Source organism: Thermostichus sp. OS-CIW-26 (assembly GCF_054058395.1).
Map to the genome: position 1 here is coordinate 11,023 of NZ_JBSSAG010000021.1, position 21,762 is coordinate 32,784.

Here is a 21,762-nt window from a genome sequence, read left to right on the forward strand (position 1 = left end):
ACAGAATCTATCCCGCAACTCGGCTTCCACTATAGCGAGCATGCCTGGCAAAAGCCGGAGAGTGGGTTTTTGGCTTCTCCTCTGCCATAGTGGAATGGGTCTGATACATTTACGCTGAACACTGCTGAACATCACTGTTCAACTATGCAGCGATAGCATTCTGTTTGTTTCCATTCGCGTTAGCGGGACGGAGTCCAAACAGAATGGCGGTATCCCGCAAAGCTTTGAGTAGAATACCCAAAGCGCAGTTTCCATGTCGTCTTACTACCAATTTTCTGCTTTGCTTTGGCTACCATGTTGGCAGACTCGAAAGTAAACAGAAAGATCAACTGGTAGTAATCCGTACTGAACATATTATACATTATTTTCAGTATAGTTGAGCTTATTATTGACTAGAGTCATGCTCTAGCGCTTAGGTCTCATGCTCAACTACCCGCCCAGCTATCCCGATCCCACTGTTGTGGACATCTACCACGGGCAGCCGGTGCCGGATCCCTACCGCTGGCTGGAGGATCTGGATTCGGAGCAGACGCGGGCCTGGATTGAGGCGCAAAACCACCTTACCTTTAACTACTTGCAGCAGATCCCAGCCCGGCAGCGGATCCGAGAACGCCTGACCCAGCTCTGGAACTATGAAAAATACAGCCAGCCCTTCAAAGAAGGGGGCCGCTACTTCTACTTCAAAAACGACGGCCTGCAAAACCAGAGCGTTCTCTACACCCAAGAAAGTCTAGAGGGCCAGGCGCGGGTTTTGCTGGATCCCAACACCTTCTCGGAAGACGGCACGGTGGCTCTATCGGGCATTGCCATCAGCCGTGATGGGCGGTATCTGGCCTATGGTCTCTCCCGCTCCGGCTCCGACTGGCAAGAATGGAAGGTGCGGGACATCGAAACCGGCGAGGATTTGCCGGATCACCTGCGCTGGATTAAGTTCTCGGGAGTAAGCTGGACGCTGGACGGGCAAGGATTTTTCTACAGCCGCTACGACGAACCGGCCCCCGGCAGCGAATACGAAAGCGCCAACTACTTCCAGAAGCTCTACTACCACCGCCTGGGCACCCCCCAGTCAGAAGATGTCTTGGTCTATCACCGCCCCGACCAAAAAGAGTGGGGCTTTGCCGGCGGGGTTACTGAAGATGGGAATTACCTCATCATCTCCGTCTGGCGGGGCACGGATCCCAAAAACCTCATCTTCTACAAAGACTTGCGGGATCCCCAGTCTCCTGTAGTAGAGCTCATCCGCGAGTTTGAGGCCGAATACAGCTTCGTGGGCAACGACGGATCCCGCTTTTGGCTGTTGACGGACTGCCAAGCTCCTCGGCGGCGACTGGTGGCGATTGACTTGGAGCAGCCCGACCAGGTGCAGGAGGTGATCCCCGAGGCGGAGGAGACCCTGCAGGGGGTTAGCTTGATCAACAATCAGTTTGTGGCCTTCTACCTCAAAGACGCCCACACCCAGATCAAGACCTTTGCTTTAGACGGTAGCTACCTGGGGGAAATTCCGCTGCCCGGGCTGGGATCCGCCAGCGGCTTTGGCGGCAAGCGCTACGACACCGAGACCTTCTACACCTTCACCAGCTTCACCACCCCACCCACCATCTACCGCTACGATTTCACCAGCGGCACCAGCACCCTGTTCCGTCAGCCCCAGGTGGATTTCGATCCCCAGGCCTACGAGGTGCAGCAGGTGTTCTACACCAGCAAAGATGGCACCCGCATCCCCATGTTTCTTGTCCACCGCCGCGGCCTGGCTCGGACAGGGGATCACCCCACTCTGCTGTATGGCTACGGCGGCTTTGGCATCTCTCTTACCCCCAGCTTTTCAGTGGGTCTGGTGGCCTGGCTGGAAATGGGCGGTGTCTATGCCCAGCCAAGTTTGCGCGGCGGCGGCGAGTACGGAGAAGAGTGGCACCAGGCGGGCACCAAGCTCAACAAGCAAAAGGTGTTCGACGACTTTATTGCCGCTGCTGAGTGGCTGATAGCCCATGGCTACACCAACCCCGCCAAGTTGGCCATCTCTGGCGGCAGCAACGGCGGCCTCTTAGTGGGGGCCTGCCTGGTTCAGAGGCCGGAGCTGTTTGCAGCGGCCCTGCCGGCAGTGGGGGTGTTCGACATGCTGCGCTTTCATAAGTTCACCATCGGCTGGGCCTGGATCTCCGAGTACGGATCCCCGGAGAACCGGGAGGAATTCAAGGCCCTCTACGCCTATTCCCCTCTGCACAACCTCAAGCCCGGCACTGCCTATCCCGCCACCCTGATCACCACCGCAGATCACGACGACCGGGTGGTGCCCGCCCACAGCTTCAAGTTTGCCGCTGCCCTGCAGGCAGCCCAGGGGGGATCCCAGCCCATCCTCATCCGCATCGACACCAAGGCAGGGCACGGGGCCGGCAAGCCCACCAGCAAGCTGATTGAGGAAGCTGCCGACCGCTGGGCCTTTTTGGTGCAGGTGCTAGGGATCCCCTGGGACGGAACGGGAAGTTAGCGAGCTCTAGGACCCAGGCCCACCCGACCGGCATAAACTGCCGCTTCCCCCAGCTCGTCTTCGATGCGCAGCAGTTGGTTGTACTTGGCAATGCGCTCGCTGCGGCAGAGGGATCCGGTTTTGATCTGCCCGGCACGGGTGGCCACCGCCAAGTCGGCAATGGTGGTGTCTTCCGTCTCGCCAGAGCGGTGGCTGATGATGGTGCGAAAGCCGGCTTGAACTGCCAATTGGATGGCCGAGACGGTCTCCGTCAGGGTGCCGATTTGGTTGGGCTTGATCAAAATGGCGTTGGCGGCGGCGCTGTCGATACCCTTTTGCAGGCGGGTCAGGTTGGTTACAAACAGGTCATCTCCCACCAGCTGTACCCGGGATCCCAGTTGAGCGGTCATGGCTTGCCAACCGGCCCAGTCTTCTTCCGCTAGCCCATCTTCAATGGAAAGGATGGGATAGTTGGCCAGCAGTTGCTGGTAGTAAGCCACCATATCAGCCGCGCTGTGGGCTTTGCCCTCAAAGTGATATTGCCCATCCTGCAGCAGCTCGTTGGCGGCTACATCCAAGGCCAAGGCGATATCTGCTCCCGGTTTGTAGCCTGCCTGTTCAATAGCCGTCATCAGCAGATCCAAAGCCGCCGCATTGGAGTCGAGATCAGGAGCAAACCCCCCTTCATCCCCCACACCGGTGGACAGCCCCTTCTGCTGCAGCACTTGTTTTAGTACCGCAAACACCTCAGCCCCGTAGCGCAGCGCCTCGCGAAAGCTGGCCGCTCCAATGGGCACAAGCATAAATTCTTGAATATCGACGTTGTTGTCGGCGTGGGCGCCGCCGTTGAGCACGTTCATCAGCGGCACCGGCAGCAGGTTGGCAAAGGGCCCCCCCAGGTATTTGTAAAGAGGCAAGCCCACTGCTTCCGCAGCCGCTTTGGCTGTCGCCAGAGAAACTGCCAAAATGGCGTTGGCCCCCAGGCGGGACTTGTTGGGGGTGCCGTCCAGGTCGATCAGCAACTGGTCAATACGGGCTTGGTTGAGGGCATCTTCTCCCTGCAGCTCCGACTGGATGGGGCCAAGGATGTTTTCCACCGCCCTCAGCACACCCTTACCGCCGTAGCGTTTGGGATCCCCGTCCCGCAGCTCATGGGCCTCAAAGGTACCGGTCGAAGCGCCGCTGGGAACCTGCGCCAAGCCCGTCGCCCCATTGGCTAGACCCACCAGGGCTTCTAGGGTGGGACGCCCTCGCGAGTCGAGGATCTCATGGGCGGTAATCCACTCGATGGCCGTTTCCACAGTTACACCTCAGCAATTGGCTAGATAGCTCTGGCCAAAGCCAGATCCCCACATAGACTAGTGGATTCTTGCCCGGGATCCGGTCAGCTTCCAGAAAACTTTAAGTCTGTCCTTCGGGCACAGAGATTCTTCAAGGCTGCAGCAGTAGATTGAACATAGGCCGGCCAGAGCTTCAACCAGCCGTCGAGCGGGGTTTGCCTGGGCAAGGTGCTGCTCAGGAAGTGTTCTCCTCTTCCTTCTAGGCAAAGCGATGGCTCAGCCGCATCGGGTCGTGTACGGTGATCTTTTTCTTGTGAATGGAGATGTACTTCTTCTTGCGCAGCTCTCCCAACAGGCGGGTGATGGTGACGCGGGTTGAGCCAATGGCTTCGGCAATGGCCTGGTGAGACAGCTTGAGATCGATGGTGACCCCATCCGGGCCAGGCACTCCGAAATCGCGACAGAGGATCAACAAAAAGCTGATCAGACGGGATCCCATGTCGCGATGAGCCAGTGTCTCGATCATCATCTCCGTTTGCAAAATGCGGGACGACAGGCTTTTAACCAGCAACATGGCCAGTTCGGCGTTCTCCTGCAAGGATTTTTCCACCTGCTCGATCGGCAGAGAGAGCAACTCAGTAGGCGTAAAAGCCACCGAGTGATAAAAGCGATCAGAGCGCTGTCCTGTGATAAAGGAGAGCACGCCGAAGATGCTGTTTTCGCGTAGGAGGGCGACGGTGATTTCCTCCCCCATTTCGTAGACCCGCGAGAGCTTAACGGCTCCCTTTACCAAAAAGTAAACCCGCTCCGCCGGATCCCCTGGAAAAAAAATGGTCTTCCCGCGCTCGAACGTTTCGATAACCGGAGGATGGTGAGGGCCTCCCAATTGCTTGAAGGCTGTGATCAGAGATTTTTCCGCTACGGCCACCGCCATACTCATCAACCTTTTAAGGTCAGTTTATACCTAAGATCAACCTACTAAGATCAATCTAGAAGCATTAGGCTAGGTTGCAACCCATTGACTTCAGAATCTACGAGGATACCAAGATTTACCCTAAAGTAGAAGGTTCTGCCTAGGTATCTTTGTAGCACGCGCTACATTTTTGAGTCTCGTTTTTGCCCCAGAAAGGGATCCCCAACCGAAAGCAGGGGTTAGGATAAGAGCCATTGTCGCTGGGGGTTGCGTCGGCCCTTGGCGGTAGAGAGTGGAGTGGGTTGGAACATTCTATCTATCTATCTATGGGGATCCCAGAGGTTATCGTTGCTGCACCTTCTCAACTGAGCCGCCAGCATTTCACAGTGCGGATGCCGGATCCGGCCAATCACCTGCTGGAGGTGGAACTGCAGATCCAAGAGGTGGATCCAGAGGTGCCTTTGCGGCTGCGACTGCCGGTGTGGACGCCGGGATCCTACTTGGTGCGGGAATATGCCCGTCATGTGCAGGAGTTTCAGGCGGCAACTGAGCAAGGGATCCCTTTGGCCTGGCGGAAGGTGGACAAGAACACCTGGCAGATCGATCCGCCGGGCTGTTCTGCCGTGAAGGTGTGCTACCGGGTCTATGCCTATGAGCTGACGGTGCGCACGAACCATCTGGATTTGACCCACGCCTATTTCAACGGGGCAGCGCTCTTCCTCTACGTGCCCGGTCGCGAGCGGGAACCCTACACTTTGACGGTGATCCCCCCCAAGCCCGATTGGCACATCGCCACCAGTTTGCGGCCCTTGACCTCTCCTTCTGAGGATCCCACTTCCGGCCAGTCTTTTGTGGCGGAAGACTACGACGAGCTGGTGGATAGCCCGGTGGAGGTGGGTCCACATCGAGTGCAATCGTTTGAGGTGGAAGGGATCCCCCATTACTTTGTGGTTTGGGGGGCGGGCACTCTGGATGTAGAGCGGGCTGTCGCTGATGCTAAGGCGATTGTCAAAACCACAGCCGCGTTTTTCGGTGGGCTACCCTACGACCGCTACTGGTTCATTGTGCATTTGTCGCCGGGAGGATTTGGTGGCCTTGAGCACAAGTACAGCACCACCCTTCTTTACTCTGGGCTGGAGCTGCATCAGCCGGAGTCCTATCGGCGCTTTTTGTCTTTGCTGGCCCACGAGTTGTTTCATGCCTGGAATGTCAAGCGTCTGCGTCCTCTGGCATTGGAAAAGATCGACTACAACCAGGAAAATTATCTGGAATGCCTGTGGTTTTGTGAGGGAGCGACCAGCTACTACGAAAATGTCATCTTGTTGAGGGCAGGGATCCTCAGTGCCGGCGATTTTTTAAAAGTTCTTTCCGAACAGATTGGTCGCTTGCAGCGTACTCCGGGCCGGGCCGTGCAATCACTGCGGGAGTCCAGCTTCGATACCTGGATCAAACTCTACCGCCCCCACGAAAACACCCTCAACAGCCAGGTTTCTTATTACTTAAAGGGGGCTTTGGTCTGTTGGCTGCTGGATCTGCACATCCGTCACCTTTCCGGCGGTCGGGGATCCCTGGATACAGCTTTGCAGGATCTGTGGCAGCGCTTTGGTCGGTCAGGGAAGGGCTACAGCGACCAAGACTTGCGGGAGGCGTTTGAGCGGGCAGCCGGTGCCGATCTTGGCCGGTTTTTCGCAGCCTATGTGGAAGGCACGGAAGAGCTAGACTACAACACTTACCTACACCCCTTTGGCCTCACCCTTAAAGCCCACTTCAGCCGCCCCAACCCCATCCCATACCTGGGCCTCAATTTCAACGGCGAGGGCAATCGCATCAGCGCAGTAGAGATGGGATCCCCGGCGCAAAAAGCGGGCATCTGGGCCGGCGATGAGCTGGTGGCCCTGGATGGGTTCAGGGTGAGCGCTGCCAACTTGGCGGAACGCTTGACAGCCTATCAGCCCCACCAGATCATCTGTTTAAGCGTCTTTCAAGCGGACCAGTTGAAACACTTTTGGATCCCGTTGGATCCCCCTCGGCCCGATGTCTACACGTTGGAGGTATTGCCTGAGCTGACTCCTGCTCAAGAAGCTCTTCAGCAAGGCTGGCTGGGATCCCTTGTCGGCGCCCAGCTTCGGTCAGAGGCAGGTCCCCATCTGCTTGAAAATTCACCTATCTCCTCCTAGCATGTTGAGGCAAGCAGGTAATCCAGTTAACTGGAAAGAAAAGTAACAGCAGCAGAGGACAGGAGTATCTGATGGACTTATTGATTGGGGCAGCTGTTGGTTTCTCGGTAGGCATTTACGTTGCTCGCCAGTATGGGGCCAGTCCTAAACTGGAAATCTGGAAACGAGAGATTATCAGAGATATATCTTCGCAGCTAAGCCAACGCAGCCAAGAACTCAACAACCCGGACAAAGCACTCATCAAGTTGAGCGAAGGATTGGTAGACAAGATTTCTCAAAAGTTACAGGAAAAGTTACAGGCCGTCCAAGCTACCCTTGAAGAGTTTAAATTTCGCCTTGCTGACAGCCAGCAAAGCTTGCTACAGGACTGGGGCAGAGACCTTCTACAAGCTATATCTGTAAAGTTGGCCGAACATGGCCAGCAACTGAACAATCAGCTAGCCATTCTGGAAAATCGAGCGACAAATCAAGCAGTAAGTTGGGACTCACAAGAAGTTGCTGTTGTCAAAGCGCTTGAGGAAAGTTCCCAGGAAGTCATTGATCATATCAGCCGTGATAAGTTGAGGTTAGCTTTATTTCTGTTTCTGTGGTCTAAAGGAATAAGAATTAAAAGCTTGGAAACCAAGGAAGCAAGTAGGGTTGGTAGCAAACTGAACAGCAAGCTAAATCAGATATCCAACTTTATGGGAGATAGATATTATTCAATTAGAAAACTCTACAAGTCGATAAAGTCAAACATGAACGAAGGAGAGGCTTTCTCCCTGATTCTGAAAGACGAGCCAAACCAGGTAGTATCAGATAGTTGCCAACTTGCGAATATGCTCTATAGTATCGCCTTCTTGGAGGAGTACCATTATTTGAAGTCTCCTAGATCTATAGAAGCAAAGCCGAGCAGAGACCCAAATGCATTGAACTTTCTATCAGGAGGATGGCTGGAGCGATATGTCAAAGAAAAGCTAGTAAAGATTGCCAGTCAGCAAGGCAAAAAGATCAGTTTTTCTTACATCATGAATACTCAAGTTACTTTGCCGGATGGAAATGATTTTGAAATAGATTTATTCTTTTATGTCAATGATAAGTTTTACTGGGTAGAATCCAAAACGGGTGATTATCATGAAAGTATAGACAAGTACTCTAGGTTGGCTTCCAGTCTTGGTCTTCAGCAGAATCAGGCTTTTGTAGTCTTGACTGATGTTGATCAGGATAAGAAAATTAGCCTGTCTTCCAGTTATAAGCTGTCAGTAATCGGCGTTGACGATGTTGAGCCGACCTTTATCAAAATTCTGAAAAGTCATGTCCGAAAGAGCACCTGACAAAAGCTAGCTAGGCTACAATCTTGACAGCTTGTTCCATACACCACCAGGGATCCTCCGCAAAAGCTGGCATGGGAGTGCTGCCTGCTTTGCCCAGAATGGCCAGCCGGACTTCCCGATCCAGGCGGGATCCGGCCCCGTAGGGATCTTCTGAGGGAGGTTCCAGCCGTTGCCCCAGAGGGGGCATCACCATAATGCCTGGCTGCATGCTGGTGCTGCTGACCCAGATTTTGAAGCGATCCACCGCTACGTCTGTTCCTTCTGGCAGCTGCATCTGCAGCAGGTAGCGGGGGCCAGAGCCAATCAGCAGGCTCTCGTTGGGGCGTAAACGGGCAGGCAGATCTGGTTGATAGGGGTAAACCAAATCCACGCTGTACCGCCGCTCGTCAAAGACGGTGACATAAACATGCACTGGAGTGGGGGCTCTGTTTCTCAAGGCAATGGCCAGGTTGCGGCCTGCTTGGATTTGCACTTTCCCTTGGGGATCCCGCGGCAGGGGGCTCACTTCGGCAGGGGCAGAGCTGCTGGCCGGGGTTTCCAGTTGGAGAAATTCCACTTCCAAGATGCTGCTCAGCGCATCGCTGGCAGGTTGCAGGTTCAAAAGATTACCAAAAGCAGCCACGTGCTCCAACAGCCGCACCAGCTTGCGAGGCAGGGCCAGTAGCTTCTTCACCGGGATCCGGAAGGCCGCCAGAGCCACCTCTTCCCCCCGCCGGTAAAAGTGATAAGTGGCATCGGGCAACAGCTCTACCCGCAAGTCCGCTGCTTCCGGGTCTGTGTAGGTCAGAAGCGGTGAGGCCGGCAAGGCCGCCAGCAAATCGGCAACGGGCATTTGCACTTGACTGGGATCCGCACAGGTGAAAGCCACCCGCAACGGCTGGAATCGGATAGAGGACATGGGGAAAACCTGGAACGGAGTCTGCCGTATTCTCCTGCTCTGAGGTTGCCAGGCAAGCAAGCCAAGCTCTATATTACCTGCATTACCTGCTCATTACCTGCTCAGTTCTCTCGACTGGGCTGTGGCCAAGTCAGCTCTCGGCCAACAGACTCCCAACAGGCCATAGCTCCGTAATCAAACTTAACACCAAAGGCAAATGGAACCATTGGGAAACTATCCCGGATCCCATCTGCAAATGATCTCTTAATGGTCTATTCTTGATCCTGTTGTCGGGTTTGTGGCTGGAGTGGAGCCCACCTCTCCTCTTTCTAGGCTGATCTACGGAGAACCATGTTTAGCAAAGCTTTTTCTTTTCAGAAGGTGTTTGCGCCAGCGCGTCGTCGGTTGCTTGTCCTGCTGTTGGCTGCGTTGATGGCTGGGTTTGGCTGGGGTCTGGCTCCAGTGTTTGCAGCTAGGGATATTCCTGCAGTGGCTCTGTCGCCAACTGAGTCTATTACCTTTACCGAAGCCCAGTTGGCCAAAGGGAAGAAGCTATTCAAAACCGCATGCGCCCAGTGCCATGTGGGCGGCCAGACCTATCCCAACCCGGATGTGAGCTTGAAGCTTTCGGATCTGGAGGGGGCAACTCCCCCACGGGATAATGTGCTGGCGATTGTGGATTACATCAAGAATCCAGTCACCTATGACGGGGTGGAGTCTCTGTTGGAGTATCACCCCAACACCCAGCTCACCAGTGAGTATCCACGTCTGCGCAACCTCACCGACGAGGATCTGAAGCTGATTGCGGGCTACATTCTGGTGCAGGCAAAGACCGTTCCCGGCTGGGGTGGTACCAAGAGCGAAAGCCACAGCGACCTATCAGCCTATCTCTAATGCCCCATCTGGATCAGAAGTTGCCTATGAGATGGCGGATCCCGTCTCGCCTCTGGGCCTGGGTCGGGATCCTAGCTTTGTTGTGGCTGGGGCTGGCCAGTCCGGTGGCTGCCCGCATTGATCCTTACGTGAACCAGTATTTGCGGGTGAGTGGCCCTGTGGAATTGCCTCTAGATGCCGCAGGGCATACCCTCACCTTTACCCCAGAGCAGCTCACGGACGGCAAAAATCGTTTTCAGTCCGCCTGTTTGAATTGTCATGTGGGCGGTGCCACTTTGCCGGCTCCCAACATTTCCCTCTCTTTGAAGGACTTGCGCGGTGCCACTCCACCCCGAGATACCCTTCAAGCCTTGATGGAGTACCAGCGGGATCCCCGCAGCTACGATGGCTCGGATTCCAGCTATGGATGCCGACCTGTACCCCCTTCCTGGATGGACGACGAAGCCGTAAACTACCCGGCTCCGACCGCTAAGCGGTACGGAGCGGGCTTTCAGTAGCCCTGAGCCTGTTCTGCTCTACCAGAGAACAAAACAGGCCCGGACCTCTAGGCTGGTTTACGACAGCCCCCAAGAGCGCAATCACATTCGCACCATTCAAATCCGCATCCCCTTCCCATCCACAGTGCCCACACTTAAACGACTTGCCACTGCGATAGGATTGCGCAGGGTCGGGATGGATGTGCAAACACCGGTGGCAGGTCTGCGACGTGTAGGCAGGCGGCACAAGAATCAGAGAAACCCCTGCAACCCTCGCCTTGTATTCCAGAAATTGACGTAGTTGGTAGAACGCCCAACTGTTGGTCCTACGCCGCTCAGCTTTGCTGCGGGGTTGTTGATTGACTCTTTTCCGGATCCCTGTCAGGTCTTCCAGAGCAATAGCGCTGTTGGTAGCTTTTGCCCTAGAGACAATAGCTTTGGAGATGCGATGATTGACCCACACTTGAAAGCGTCTCTCCTTGCCAGACAGCCGTTGCAACAGTTCTCTGCATCTGCGCCGCGAACTGCGTGTGCCCTTACTGGCTTTGCGTTGGAGTACCGCCCTCAACCGGGAGTAGTGGTCTCGGACTCTGTTCAACTGCTGTCCATTCCAGTTGTCCCCCTCTGACGTATGGGCAATATCTGTCCTGCCCAAGTCCACCCCGATCACCCTGTCGGTATCTTGTTGCTTGGGTGGTTTTTTCTCTACGCAAATCTGGATGTAGTAGGAGCCGTCCTTCCGCTGGACTAGGGTGGCCGATTTGGGGTTAGAACCAGCCAGCATTCCCCTCTGGTAGCTGCCAATGGCCAGTTCAAAGCGCTCTCTCCCTTCAGCCGTGGTTAGTGACACCGTCCAGTCTTTCTCGCGAAATGAGAAGATACGCGCGTCGTAGGTAACGAACCTACGCTTGAACTCTTTAACCGGACGGTTGCGCTGTCTCGCCACTTTGCGAGCGCCCGCCACCCGTCTGCACACCTGTTGAGCCAAGTTACTGGACAAGCCGAACCGAGCTCGAATCTCGTAGTAGCAAAGGGATTGCAACTTGACCGCGTTGACGATCTTCTCCGGCGTGTTCTGGTTGACCCAGTTCAATGCCTGCACAAAGACATCCATCGTCGCGTCCAATTTGGCGGCTTGTGACGGGAACGCCTTGAGCTTACAGGATATGGTCAGGACTTGGCTCATAAGTCCATTGTACTTCATCAAAGCGCATTCCTCCCGGCACTGACCCTACGGGTACAGTGCGGGGCTCCTGCGATTTCTAGCTGAACTCCCTTCTCCCTCTGGGAGAAGGGTTTAGGGGTGAGGGTTGACGGCTTTCAAGATTGAAAAAGGCGGGAATAGAGCTGTTGGTGGACTTGACAATCGCGTTCTTGTAGGAGGGTGAAGCTGCCCAAAGCCGGCCAGCTGGGGGAGAGGTTTGGCCTTTCGGCCCGCTTCACAACCGGCAGGATCTCTTGGTGTACCACTGCCTCGATGGGCTCGTACAACTGAGCCAATAGGCTTTGCCCCTCGGTATGCCCCAAAGGTACCAGACGCACCGCTGCCGAGACCAGCCCAGTGAGGGAGGAGAACAAGAAGGCACGCAGGGTATCTTCCAACCCAATGCCCGCCTGAGCGCAGATCCAGCCAAACACCACGGAATGATGCAGTGGATCCCCCTCTGCTTTGGGGACGGAGATTCCCCAGGTGCGTTCTGCCAGTTGAGCTAGGCGTTTGCCCAAATCCAAGCTGGCTTGGCGCGGTTCTGCCGCCCAACGGGTTGCTTGCAGTTGCTGCTGCAGTTTCTCCACTCCTGACTCGGCTCCCAATCGGGACAGACAATGGGCCAAGGCACAGGCTCTGCCCTCGGTGGGGGCTAGGCCCATGTGTAAAACCCCCAGCAGATATTGCTGCACCCCAGCCCGATCGCGAAGTTGACCCGCTTGAACGGCAGCTTCCAAGCCCCAGGAGTGGGAATAGGCCCCAATCGGCAGAGCAGAATCGGTAAGTTGTAGCAACAGATAGAAAGCGCCGCTGGATCCTAGAGAAGCAAGTCGGGGGGAAAATTCACCACGCATTTTCGCGAAGCTTTAGCGGGGGCGGATCAGGCCGTAGCCACCGTGGTTGCGGACGTAGATAACGTTGATCTCGCCATTTTCGATATTGCGGAAAACGTAGAAGTCGTGATCCACCAGCTCCAACTGGTGCAACGCTTCCTGAACCGTCATGGGTGGCATGGCGAAGTACTTGGTGCGCACCACCTCTGCCGGTAACTCCGCTTGCCGTTCCGTATTTAGCGGATCGGTGACGGGCTGCTGGGCCACTGCCACGGAGGTTTTGGGGGTGTGGCGGACGCGGTGAATGCCGTTCCGTTCTTTGTATTTGCGCAACTTGCGGGCCAGCTTGTCGGCCACACGGTCGATGCTGGCATAGAGGTTTTCGCTGCTTTCTTCCGCCCGGATCACGGTGCCATTGGCGTAGACGGTCACTTCGGCAGATTGGCTGGCACTGATACGGGGGTTGCGGGCTACCGATAGATTGACATCAACCTCACTGGTGATCTGGGCAAAATGACTGACAGCGCGCTCAATTTTTTCTTGAACGTAGCTGCGGATGGCGTCGGTAATCTCGACGTTTTTCCCTTGGATCACAAGCTTAGTCATGAGGACTCTCCCAGTCATGTCGGTTTATACCTGAGATAGCGCCTCATCCCCACCCGGGATCCCTCTAACTCTGGAAAGCGATCCCAGCTCACAGGCGACGTCAGCCCTTTAATTGGCAAAAATGGAGCCCTGTCATCAAGGGTGAGCAGATCGGCTTTGGGAGTGGCACTAACCTCTTGGGTTAAGTCTAGGTTAACATCTCGCTCAAGGATCTCTGCCAGAGGTTAAGAATAAATTTAGGCTCTCTTAATGTTTCAGAGATGTTGAATTCCAGATTTTCCCGAATCGCAGGAGCTCTGTAGAGAAGCGGGATCCCCGCCCTGCAAGACATGCACTTCTATTGGCTGTGTTGAGTGTCTTTGGGAAAGGTTTTTTAGAGTTTAAGTTGCAAGTTCCTCAGTCAAAAGCCAAATCTATCATCAAACCCATAGACAGATCTAGCCTGCTAAAAATCTTCCTGAGCTGGATTTTGAATTTTGAGTTGGTTAAACAATGTCTCTAACTCTGACCTGTTTTTGAGAGACTAAACGTGGGCCGTATTGCCCATAAGCTCGGCAATCCAGATGCTTCAGCTTTCCTCCAGGGTATGTTGGTATTATCCTACAGCCTAGCAGCATCTTGATTGGATAGCCATTGACAGCAAAAATGAAGGGATATTGATATAAATTAAGTTTTTTATCGATTTTTTATCAATATGAGGCTTTCGACTTGAGAGATGGTGTTGTTGTCGGTATTAGCTTTGACAAGCCTGTTGTTCACTGTTCCATGCTGTAAGGTTTCTATCGGAGAGCATGCCTCTAACCCCCAAAACCCTGAACTTTGCTGAATTTACTGAGCTTTAGGCGGTTTGGCAAAAGTCATTGAGAGGGATATAGTAGACCAAGTTTCCCCCTGATCCTTGAGTCCACCGCAACGGTTGCCGGGAAGTGAAGGGGGAAAGCGCTCGGGGGGTATTCCTCAGGGCTTTGCGGGATACCGCCTTCCTGTTTGGACTCCGTCCCGCTGACGCGAACAGAGATAGGCAGGATGCGATCGCTTCTTTCCTGAACCATGTTCAGGAGAGTTCAGCGTGAATGTATCAGCTACATAAGTACATAGGAACTTGGAACTCGGTTCTGCCGCTGCAGTCACCTTGAGGAGCGGTGGGGAGAAGGCCAACTCTTTCCGGGGTGGCTGAAATGCTACCCTCGAAACCAGCTTGGTGTGCAAAAGGTGGGGCAGACTGGATGGGCGGAGGGATCCCGTTGAAGGCGGCAGAGCTTTTAGACAGAGCAGAAGAGGCTCTACAGGAGCAGTTTCAGGCGGTGGAGAAGACCCTCAGAGAGAACCTGGCGCGGGTGCTGCGGGCCTTTCGCGACCAGCGGGTGGGATCCCATCACTTTGCCGGGGTGTCGGGGTATGGCCACGACGACCAGGGGCGGCAGGTTTTGGATCGGGTGTTTGCCCAGATCATGGGCTGTGAGGCAGCAGTGGTGCGGCTGCAGATGGTGTCTGGTACCCATGCCATTGCCTGTGCTTTGTTTGGGGTGCTGCGTCCGGGGGATGAGCTGCTGGCGATTACCGGCCCCCCTTACGACACCCTTGAAGAGGTCATCGGTCTGCGGGGTTCCGGGCGGGGATCCCTACGGGAGTTCGGCATCGGTTACCGCCAGTTGGATTTGCGGGAGGGAACTGTCGATTGGCAGGCCCTGAAAACCGCTCTCAGACCGCAAACCCGCTTGGTTCACATTCAGCGGTCCTGTGGCTACGATTGGCGGCCCAGCTTTTCCATTGCCCAGATTGCCGAGATGATCCAAATGGTCAAAGCGCAAAACCCCGAAGTTGTGGTTTTTGTGGACAATTGCTACGGCGAATTTGTGGAAACCCAGGAGCCAACCCATGTGGGCGCAGATCTGATTGCCGGATCCCTGATCAAAAATCCGGGGGGCACCCTCGTTCCCGCAGGGGGCTATGTGGCCGGGCGGGCAGAGCTGGTGGAGCAAGCCGCTTGTCGGTTAACGGCTCCGGGCATTGGTTCGGAGGGGGGGGCAACTCTAGATCTCAACCGCCTTCTGTTTCAAGGCTTGTTCTTGGCCCCGCAGATGGTGGCCGAAGCGGTGAAGATCGCCCATCTGGCGGCGCAGGTGTTTTCTGATCTGGGCTACCCGGTCTCGCCTCTGCCTCAAGCTCCTCGCACCGATATCATCCAGGCCATTCAATTGGGATCCCCGCAAAAGCTGCAGGCCTTTTGCCACGCCATTCAAAACAGTTCTCCTGTGGATTCCTACCTCACCCCAGTTCCGGAGGTGATGCCCGGTTATGCAGACCCGGTGGTGATGGCAGCAGGCACCTTTATTGCCGGGAGCAGTGCAGAACTCTCTGCCGATGGGCCGATGCGGGATCCCTACACCGTCTACTTGCAGGGGGGAACCCATCTCTACCATGGGCGGCTGGCCCTAGAAGCCGTCTTGCAAGCTTGGGAGGCTCTGTAGACCAGTATGCTCTCGGCTGGAAAAGCAAGGAAGGGGCAGGCCAACAACCTCAAAACTCAGCATGAAGTTCGGCAGAAGTTGTCGTCTCTGGCCAACTTTTCGCTCAATCAATCAGGGCGTAGGATCAGTCTACAGTTGCCATTCTTTAGAAAGGGATCCCTTCCGATGTTGAGCTGGTATCGTTCTTGCGCATCTCCTCGCCGTTGGGGATCCCGTTTGGCTCTGGCTCTGGTGGCATTGGGGTTGGCCGGCGGCTGTCGGCTGCTGGATCGGGTGGGAGAGAGAGGCTTGCCGGTGGGATCTGCGCTGACCCGTTCTGCTCTGTGGAGAGGCAGCCAAACCGTGACGGGAGCGCTGGAGGTGGGAGATCAAGTCAGCCGCCAGTACGGCAGCTTTTGGGATGGGATCCCCGTCACCGCTGAGCCGGGACAGATTTTGATTGCGGCCCTAGAGAGCGAAGATTTTGATGCTTATCTGGAGCTGGTGGACGGTCAAGGGCGGGTGATTGGCTTTGACGATGACTCTGGCCTGGATGTGAATGCCCTGTTGGCAGTGCGTCTGCCGGAGGGAGGCACCTATACCCTGCGGGCCACCAGCTTTGAGCCGGAATCCACCGGCAACTACCGGCTCACCTATATCCTCACCCAGGTAGATTGGCAGGAAAGCCTATCGGGCCGTCTGCAGGAGGGATCCCTTCAGCATCCCGAGGATGGCAGTTGGATGGACGAATATCCCATTGCCGCCCGCGCCGGCCAGATCCTGATCGCTTCCATGACCAGCTCCGATTTCGATGCCTTTTTGCAGCTGCTGGATCCCAGTGGAGAAGTCAGGGCTTGGGATGATGACCAAGGGGGTGGAACCGATGCTCTGATGATTGCCTTTCTGCCCCGCACCGGCACTTATACCCTGCGGGCCAACACCCATAAGCCACGAGAAGAAGGAGCCTATAGGTTACAGTACGCCTTGCGCTAGCCCCTGCTCGCCCAGATTCCCTGTCTTACAGCTTGGATAAGGGGGCTTGTGAACCTTCTGATGCTGATGTCGAGATTTTGACAGGAATCATCGTTTTTTAACGCCTAATGTTGATATGTGTCAGGAGTTGCCAGTTTACCTTCCTAAGATCCTCACAAAGCCAGAAGGGGCACTGCTTGCTGAGCTTTGTGGGAAAGCATAACATCTTATCCTAAGTTGTGACGGAGCTGAAATATTGTCCTCGGGGATGAGGTCTTTTTTCTAGAATCGAATCGATGGCCTAGACCATTCTTTTGCAGTTCAGCCCCTATCTCCACAAAATGGATGCCATGACTCCTGAAATGGTACGCCAGTTTTGGTCTTTGGTCAGCGAGATTGGCAGGCCAGATTGGCTCACAAAGCGTGACGATGACTTGGTGAACCTGCTTCTGAGCGCCTGTCAGAAAAAACACGCCCTCAGCAGTGTCGATGCCTCAATTCTCAATCGCTACATCAGCATTCGCTTGCCCTTGATTCGCGATATCCTCGTGGATTAAACCTAGAGAGGACAAGGTTTTCCCATCATGCTGGCCGCACAAATCACCTTGCTGGTCTACGGGGCACTGCTTTTGGTGGGCGGAGCAATCGGCTATAGCAAAGGCAAAAGCTCCAAGTCTCTCATCGGGGGGCTGGTTGGGGCCGCCCTCAGCGGAGTCAGCTATGGGCTGCTGGGGGTGGATCCCCGCTGGGGGCTGGGCTTGGGCCTGGGGACGACAGTGCTGGGATCTATCGTATTCGCCCTGCGCTACCGCAAAACCCGAACGTTAATGCCTGCCGGCTTGATGTTCATCCTCAGCTTGGGAGCAGCTGTCCTTCTGGGACTTAGCTTTGGAGCGGCCTAGGCGACTTCTGGTTGCGCCGGTGGGGTGAAGTTTGTTGAACATTCGATGTAGTCAATTTCGATGTAGTCAATTTTCAGCTCTCGGCCCGAGCGAATCTCTTCCATCGGGGATCCACAGTTGGGGCAAGCATAGCGCCGGCCTATTTCTGGCCTGTATTCTTGGCCGCAGGGATGGCAATAGGCAATGAGCGGCGTTTCCCGGATGACCAACTGGGATCCCTGTAGGAAAGTACCCTGGGTTTGTGCGGCATAGGCAAAGGTTAGGCTGGCCGGCTCTACACAGGTGAACTGTCCTACCACCAGGTGCACCCGAGCGATCTGAGGCTGTCCCGGCTGACTTTGCCACCAGTCACGTAGTGTTTGGATCAAGGCGCGGGTCATGTCGGTCTCGTGCATCTCTTACCTCCAGTCGCCGGCCATTTCTGGCGTCGCCTCCGGGTGGATGTAGGCGGGCTTCTCTCGGCGCGGCAGCTGCCCAGATACCACCAAATGGGCCAGCGTATCGCAAATAACTCGGGTGGCCATTAGAGCTGTGATATCGCTAATGTCGTAGGGGGGAGAGACTTCCACCACCTCCAGGCCACAGATCGGTGCTTCCCGCACAATGCGCTTGAGCAAGTAGAGCGCTTCCCGCGGCAGCAGCCCACCCGGCTCTGGCCAGCCTGTACCGGGTACAAAGCCGGCATCGATGCAGTCGATATCGAAGCTGATGTACACACAATCGGTGCCGTCTAGGGCTTTTTCGAGGGCGAAATCGGCGGCTGCATCCAAGCCCATTTCGGTGATGTCGGTAACGGTGAGGATGTGGGTGGCCCGCTCCCGGCACACCTTCACCCCTTGCCGTGGCACTTGCCAGCCACCAATGCCCAGTTGCACCAGGTTGTGGGCCGGTGCGTTGCGGATGTTGGTGGCATGAAACCAAGGCTAAGCCTCGACTCATTGTTGCCAGCCGGATAGGGAAAGCCTCGCTTCCTTGGCCAGAGCCGCTTGGGCTTCGGTGGAAAAGCCGTTATTTGCGTTCGATTCGGTGGTCATGGCTGGGATCCCCCATTAGGTGGTGTATTCGGCGTTGATGCGCACGTAATCGTAGCTGAGATCGCAGCCCCAGGCCACGCCCTGGCCGGATCCCTGATGGAGATCCACGGTGAAGGTCACCGGATCCCCTTTCAAGTACTCAGAGGCTGCCTTGCGATCGAAAGCCAGGGGCATTCCCGCCTGCATGAGCAGAAAATCCCCCAGACGAATATCCAACCGGCGGCTGTCAAAAGGGATCCCGGCTCGGCCGGCGGCGGCTGCCACCCGTCCCCAGTTGGGATCGTTGCCAAAAGCTGCCGCCTTCACCAAGGGAGAGCTGGCGATCACACGGGCCATATGCCGGGCTGCCCCATCATCCACAGCCCCACACACCCGAATTTCCAGCAGCTTGGTAGCTCCTTCCCCATCGCGGGCAATGGCCTTAGCCAGATGAATGCAAACTTGGTTGACCATCTCCGCCAAAGTCTGGGCAGCTTCTGTGCCGGCTTGCAGGGTTGGGATCCCACTTTGGCCGTTGGCCAGAGCCAAGAGCATGTCGTTGGTGCTGGTATCCCCATCCACCGTGATTTGGTTAAAGCTGAGGTCAGCAGCTTGCTTGAGGATCTGCTGCCACAGGCGGGGATCCACAGCCGCGTCGCAGGTTAAAAAAGCCAGCATCGTGGCCAAGTTGGGGTGGATCATGCCGGATCCCTTGGCAATGCCCCCGACCCTGACGGTGTACCCGTCGATCTCAGCTTGCAGGGCAACGCTTTTGGTCACCAAGTCGGTGGTGATGATGGCGCGGGCGGCGCTCTCCCCCCCCTCTGGAGAGAGGCTGTCGATAAGGCCAGGCAGGGCTGCTTGGATTTTCGGCATTTCCAGTTGTCGCCCGATGACCCCTGTGGAGGCCGTGAGCACCTGATGGGCCGGGATCCCCAACCGTTCTCCCACCCAGAGGGCCAGTTGGGCATTGTTGCGCTCCCCTTCTTCGCCGGTACAGGCATTGGCTTGCCCGGCATTGCAGAGAATGGCCCGCACCGGCTGCTGCTGGGAAAGGATCCCTTGGTTGTAGGTGACACAGGCTGCTTTGACCTGATTGGTGGTGAAAACGCCTGCCCCAACCGCATCGCACTCGGAAACGATCAAAGCCAGATCCGCAGCTCCTGAGGGCTTGAGGCCAGCGGCCACTCCAGCGGCTCGAAATCCTCGCGGGGCTGTAACAGCACCTGCAACCGGTTTAAATGGGGATCCCATGTGTTCCTTGGCCAGAGGGTGGTCGGCAACATCATACCGACTTGCTGCTCCGATTTGGGTCATCGCAAGCTTTCCGTGAGAAACTCTCTGGAAACCGGTTCTGAGGGAAAGAGTTGTAGTTACGCCTACCAAGCAGAGGCGGCAGAGAGGGTTATTTTGAAAGTGTGTGCTTCCTCTGCTCCGGGAATTGCCAGCCATGCCCACCCCTGTCATTACCCTCAACCATGTCAGCAAGGTCTATTCCAATGGCACGGTGGCTTTGCAGGACATGAATATGACCATCCAAGAAGGGCAGTTCGTTAGCTTGGTGGGGCCATCCGGCTGTGGGAAAAGCACGGTGCTGCGGTTGGTGGCGGGTCTGGGGCATCTGACCACAGGCTTTATCGAATGGGGGCAAAATCTTGAGAAGGATGCTCCCCAAGGGGAACCCAAGTTGGCCTTTGTGTTTCAGGAACCGGCCCTTATGCCTTGGGCGACGGTGATGGACAATGTGGGGCTACCCTTAAAGTTGGCAGGTGAGCCCAAGCCAAAAGCCGATCGAGATGTCTTGGAAGCTCTACAACGGGTGGGCCTGCAGGGGTTTGAGCGCAGTTTTCCCCGCGAGCTATCGGGCGGCATGCGCATGCGGGTTTCCATTGCTCGCGCCCTGGTAACCAAGCCCCAAGTGTTGCTGATGGACGAGCCCTTCGGCGCTTTGGATGAAATCACCCGCAGCAAGTTGAACAGCGATCTGTTGGAGCTGTGGCAAGAAAAGCGCTGGACGGTGCTCTTCGTTACCCACAACATTTACGAGGCTGTCTACCTGTCCAACCGCGTGGTGGTGATGGCGGCTCGCCCAGGGCGAGTGGTAGCCGATATTCCCATCGATGCGCCCTATCCCCGCTCGGAAGACTTTCGCACCTCTTCCCTTTACAACAACTACTGCCGTGAAGTGTCGGCCCGTCTGCACGAGGCCATGCACGGCTCAGCTCAGGATCCTTATTTGCGCCCCCTCTCTGCTGGACGTTTGCGCTGATGGGATCCCTGGCTTAGCGGTGTTCTCTCTGTTGCGTAAGTCCCTTGATGCCCCAACCTCACGATATGTTCGACCTGTTTGTCCAGCTTCTCGAGCCATGGCGCCGTTGGCTGGGATCCCTTGTTGGCTTGGGGGAGAGCTGGCCTCTCCATTGGCCAGATTGGTCTCTGCCCAAGCTGACCGGCGCAGTTGGAGAAAAACTCGGATCCCAACCCACGGATGAGGCAGACATACCGAGTGCCGGCTCAGGGGTGCCTGCAAAGGGGTTGAATCTGGGCCGTTGGTTCAACCTGGAAGTGATTGCCCCCCTTATCGTCGGGATCCTCTTCTTGGTGGGCTGGGAAGTGGCGGTGCGGGTAACGGGAGTGCCCCACTACCTCTTGCCGGGGCCGATTTTGGTGGTGCAAACCCTCATCCGCGACTGGGGAACGCTTTTTCCTTCCCTGTTGATCACCGTGCAAATTACGGTGGTGGCCTTTTTGGCTGCCACAGTATCGGGGCTTTTGGTCGCGATTGTGTTCACCCAGAGCAAGTGGATTGAGCGCAGCTTTTTCCCCTATGCGGTGATTTTACAGACGATGCCCATTGTCTCCATCGCCCCGCTGATCATCATTTGGCTGCGCAACAACACCTTTGCTGCGATGGTGGTGTGCGCCTGGATTGTGGCGTTTTTCCCGATTCTTTCCAACACCACTCTGGGGCTGAACAGCGTCGATCACAACCTGCTCAACCTGTTCCAACTGTACAAGGCCAACCGCTGGCAAACGTTGATCTACTTGCGGCTGCCCAGTGCCATGCCCTATTTCATGGGGGGCCTGCGCATCAGCGGTGGCCTCTCTTTGATTGGGGCGGTGGTGGCGGAGTTTGTCGCTGGTACTGGCGGGCAGCGGGCCGGGATCGCCTACCAGATCTTGATCTCCAGCTTCAACCTGCAGGTGCCCCGCATGTTTGCGGCCTTGATTTTGGTCACCGGCTTGGGGATCCTGATCTTCATTTCCTTGAGTGCTCTATCCGACATGGTGTTGGGCAAGTGGCATGAGAGTGCTGTGCGCCGAGAGAACTGAAAAATTGAACTTTGGTGAAAATTAGGGCCCCCTCTCTAACATCTAGGGTCAT

19 protein-coding genes and 1 pseudogene are annotated in these 21,762 nt (G+C 55.9%); 11 read left to right on the plus strand and 9 right to left on the minus strand.

The window, feature by feature from the left end:
• Positions 1-421: 421 nt before the first annotated feature.
• Positions 422-2,485 carry a prolyl oligopeptidase family serine peptidase gene (locus tag ACVW0C_RS09350; protein WP_457385085.1) on the plus strand — a complete coding sequence of 688 codons (2,064 nt, stop codon included), beginning with the start codon at positions 422-424 and terminating at the stop codon, positions 2,483-2,485.
• Here the strand turns inward: ACVW0C_RS09350 and eno are convergent.
• Both eno and ntcA read right to left on the minus strand, forming a co-directional pair.
• Positions 2,482-3,765 carry a phosphopyruvate hydratase gene (eno, locus tag ACVW0C_RS09355; protein ID WP_011434092.1) on the minus strand — a complete coding sequence of 428 codons (1,284 nt, stop codon included), beginning with the start codon at positions 3,763-3,765 and terminating at the stop codon, positions 2,482-2,484. The two genes, ACVW0C_RS09350 and eno, sit on opposite strands and share 4 nt — an antisense overlap.
• A gap of 238 nt (positions 3,766-4,003) precedes the next feature.
• On the minus strand, positions 4,004-4,678 hold the full coding sequence (gene ntcA, locus ACVW0C_RS09360; RefSeq protein ID WP_457385087.1) for a global nitrogen regulator NtcA: 675 nt from the start codon (positions 4,676-4,678) through the stop codon (positions 4,004-4,006).
• 305 nt (positions 4,679-4,983) lie between these two features.
• Between ntcA and ACVW0C_RS09365 the strand changes: the two genes are divergently transcribed.
• Together ACVW0C_RS09365 and ACVW0C_RS09370 are read left to right on the plus strand one after the other, a co-directional pair.
• Positions 4,984-6,834 carry a M61 family metallopeptidase gene (locus ACVW0C_RS09365; protein WP_457385114.1) on the plus strand — a complete coding sequence of 617 codons (1,851 nt, stop codon included), beginning with the start codon at positions 4,984-4,986 and terminating at the stop codon, positions 6,832-6,834.
• A 71-nt stretch (positions 6,835-6,905) separates the two neighbouring features.
• On the plus strand, positions 6,906-8,147 hold the full coding sequence (locus tag ACVW0C_RS09370; RefSeq protein WP_457385089.1) for a hypothetical protein: 1,242 nt from the start codon (positions 6,906-6,908) through the stop codon (positions 8,145-8,147).
• Between the two features lie 10 nt (positions 8,148-8,157).
• Here ACVW0C_RS09370 and ACVW0C_RS09375 read toward each other — a convergent pair whose 3' ends face one another.
• On the minus strand, positions 8,158-9,045 hold the full coding sequence (locus ACVW0C_RS09375; RefSeq protein WP_414343577.1) for a hypothetical protein: 888 nt from the start codon (positions 9,043-9,045) through the stop codon (positions 8,158-8,160).
• A gap of 330 nt (positions 9,046-9,375) precedes the next feature.
• On the opposite strand from ACVW0C_RS09375, the gene psbV reads away from it, so the two are divergent.
• Both psbV and psbV2 read left to right on the plus strand, forming a co-directional pair.
• Entirely contained in the window at positions 9,376-9,918 is a 543-nt protein-coding gene (psbV, locus tag ACVW0C_RS09380; RefSeq protein ID WP_457385090.1) for a photosystem II cytochrome c-550, read from the plus strand.
• A 26-nt stretch (positions 9,919-9,944) separates the two neighbouring features.
• Positions 9,945-10,415, plus strand: a complete 471-nt coding sequence (psbV2, locus tag ACVW0C_RS09385) for a photosystem II cytochrome PsbV2 (RefSeq protein WP_238376794.1) — start codon at positions 9,945-9,947, stop codon at positions 10,413-10,415.
• Here the strand turns inward: psbV2 and ACVW0C_RS09390 are convergent.
• The 3 genes from ACVW0C_RS09390 to hpf form a co-directional block, all read right to left on the minus strand.
• Entirely contained in the window at positions 10,387-11,580 is a 1,194-nt protein-coding gene (locus ACVW0C_RS09390; RefSeq protein ID WP_457385116.1) for an RNA-guided endonuclease InsQ/TnpB family protein, read from the minus strand. The two genes, psbV2 and ACVW0C_RS09390, sit on opposite strands and share 29 nt — an antisense overlap.
• Positions 11,581-11,714: 134 nt before the next feature.
• A complete protein-coding gene (locus ACVW0C_RS09395; protein WP_457385092.1) occupies positions 11,715-12,455 on the minus strand; it encodes an urease accessory protein UreF in 741 nt (246 codons plus the stop codon).
• 12 nt (positions 12,456-12,467) lie between these two features.
• Positions 12,468-13,040, minus strand: coding sequence for a ribosome hibernation-promoting factor, HPF/YfiA family (gene hpf / locus ACVW0C_RS09400; RefSeq protein ID WP_011434101.1), 573 nt, complete (start codon positions 13,038-13,040; stop codon positions 12,468-12,470).
• A 1,226-nt stretch (positions 13,041-14,266) separates the two neighbouring features.
• Between hpf and ACVW0C_RS09405 the strand changes: the two genes are divergently transcribed.
• The 4 genes from ACVW0C_RS09405 (at position 14,267) to ACVW0C_RS09420 (ending at position 17,364) form a co-directional block, all read left to right on the plus strand.
• Complete coding sequence (locus ACVW0C_RS09405) at positions 14,267-15,511, plus strand: methionine gamma-lyase family protein (RefSeq protein WP_457385118.1); 1,245 nt, start codon at positions 14,267-14,269, stop codon at positions 15,509-15,511.
• Positions 15,512-15,676: 165 nt separating this feature from the next.
• On the plus strand, positions 15,677-16,483 hold the full coding sequence (locus ACVW0C_RS09410; protein ID WP_457385094.1) for a PPC domain-containing protein: 807 nt from the start codon (positions 15,677-15,679) through the stop codon (positions 16,481-16,483).
• A 329-nt stretch (positions 16,484-16,812) separates the two neighbouring features.
• Positions 16,813-17,019, plus strand: a complete 207-nt coding sequence (locus ACVW0C_RS09415; protein ID WP_238376795.1) for a hypothetical protein — start codon at positions 16,813-16,815, stop codon at positions 17,017-17,019.
• Between the two features lie 27 nt (positions 17,020-17,046).
• Positions 17,047-17,364, plus strand: a complete 318-nt coding sequence (locus tag ACVW0C_RS09420) for a TMEM14 family protein (protein ID WP_011434105.1) — start codon at positions 17,047-17,049, stop codon at positions 17,362-17,364.
• Here ACVW0C_RS09420 and hypA read toward each other — a convergent pair.
• The 3 genes and pseudogenes from hypA to argJ form a co-directional block, all read right to left on the minus strand.
• Positions 17,361-17,759 (minus strand): hydrogenase maturation nickel metallochaperone HypA, encoded by a 399-nt coding sequence (gene hypA / locus ACVW0C_RS09425; RefSeq protein ID WP_457385096.1) that lies wholly within the window; start codon positions 17,757-17,759, stop codon positions 17,361-17,363. The genes ACVW0C_RS09420 and hypA overlap by 4 nt on opposite strands.
• A gap of 3 nt (positions 17,760-17,762) precedes the next feature.
• Positions 17,763-18,287, minus strand: a pseudogene (locus tag ACVW0C_RS09430) (arginase family protein); the annotation flags it as partial.
• A 126-nt stretch (positions 18,288-18,413) separates the two neighbouring features.
• The gene (gene argJ / locus ACVW0C_RS09435) at positions 18,414-19,631 is read right to left on the minus strand and encodes a bifunctional glutamate N-acetyltransferase/amino-acid acetyltransferase ArgJ (protein ID WP_457385120.1); all 1,218 of its coding nucleotides are present in this window, start codon (positions 19,629-19,631) and stop codon (positions 18,414-18,416) included.
• A 196-nt stretch (positions 19,632-19,827) separates the two neighbouring features.
• On the opposite strand from argJ, the gene ACVW0C_RS09440 reads away from it, so the two are divergent.
• Positions 19,828-20,646 carry an ABC transporter ATP-binding protein gene (locus ACVW0C_RS09440; RefSeq protein ID WP_457385097.1) on the plus strand — a complete coding sequence of 273 codons (819 nt, stop codon included), beginning with the start codon at positions 19,828-19,830 and terminating at the stop codon, positions 20,644-20,646.
• Positions 20,647-20,912: 266 nt separating this feature from the next.
• Positions 20,913-21,710 carry an ABC transporter permease gene (locus ACVW0C_RS09445; RefSeq protein ID WP_457385121.1) on the plus strand — a complete coding sequence of 266 codons (798 nt, stop codon included), beginning with the start codon at positions 20,913-20,915 and terminating at the stop codon, positions 21,708-21,710.
• Positions 21,711-21,762: the final 52 nt, after the last annotated feature.

Excerpts from the sequence above, each read along its gene's own strand:
- ACVW0C_RS09350 (WP_457385085.1), top strand. The coding sequence starts at position 422 with ATGCTCAACTACCCGCCCAGCTATCCCGATCCCACTGTTGTGGACATC.
- ntcA (WP_457385087.1), bottom strand. The coding sequence starts at position 4,678 with ATGGCGGTGGCCGTAGCGGAAAAATCTCTGATCACAGCCTTCAAGCAA.
- ACVW0C_RS09365 (WP_457385114.1), top strand. The coding sequence starts at position 4,984 with ATGGGGATCCCAGAGGTTATCGTTGCTGCACCTTCTCAACTGAGCCGC.
- ACVW0C_RS09370 (WP_457385089.1), top strand. The coding sequence starts at position 6,906 with ATGGACTTATTGATTGGGGCAGCTGTTGGTTTCTCGGTAGGCATTTAC.
- ACVW0C_RS09375 (WP_414343577.1), bottom strand. The coding sequence starts at position 9,045 with ATGTCCTCTATCCGATTCCAGCCGTTGCGGGTGGCTTTCACCTGTGCG.
- psbV (WP_457385090.1), top strand. The coding sequence starts at position 9,376 with ATGTTTAGCAAAGCTTTTTCTTTTCAGAAGGTGTTTGCGCCAGCGCGT.
- psbV2 (WP_238376794.1), top strand. The coding sequence starts at position 9,945 with ATGAGATGGCGGATCCCGTCTCGCCTCTGGGCCTGGGTCGGGATCCTA.
- ACVW0C_RS09390 (WP_457385116.1), bottom strand. The coding sequence starts at position 11,580 with ATGAGCCAAGTCCTGACCATATCCTGTAAGCTCAAGGCGTTCCCGTCA.
- ACVW0C_RS09395 (WP_457385092.1), bottom strand. The coding sequence starts at position 12,455 with ATGCGTGGTGAATTTTCCCCCCGACTTGCTTCTCTAGGATCCAGCGGC.
- hpf (WP_011434101.1), bottom strand. The coding sequence starts at position 13,040 with ATGACTAAGCTTGTGATCCAAGGGAAAAACGTCGAGATTACCGACGCC.
- ACVW0C_RS09405 (WP_457385118.1), top strand. The coding sequence starts at position 14,267 with ATGGGCGGAGGGATCCCGTTGAAGGCGGCAGAGCTTTTAGACAGAGCA.
- ACVW0C_RS09410 (WP_457385094.1), top strand. The coding sequence starts at position 15,677 with ATGTTGAGCTGGTATCGTTCTTGCGCATCTCCTCGCCGTTGGGGATCC.
- ACVW0C_RS09415 (WP_238376795.1), top strand. The coding sequence starts at position 16,813 with ATGACTCCTGAAATGGTACGCCAGTTTTGGTCTTTGGTCAGCGAGATT.
- ACVW0C_RS09420 (WP_011434105.1), top strand. The coding sequence starts at position 17,047 with ATGCTGGCCGCACAAATCACCTTGCTGGTCTACGGGGCACTGCTTTTG.
- hypA (WP_457385096.1), bottom strand. The coding sequence starts at position 17,759 with ATGCACGAGACCGACATGACCCGCGCCTTGATCCAAACACTACGTGAC.
- argJ (WP_457385120.1), bottom strand. The coding sequence starts at position 19,631 with ATGGGATCCCCATTTAAACCGGTTGCAGGTGCTGTTACAGCCCCGCGA.
- ACVW0C_RS09440 (WP_457385097.1), top strand. The coding sequence starts at position 19,828 with ATGCCCACCCCTGTCATTACCCTCAACCATGTCAGCAAGGTCTATTCC.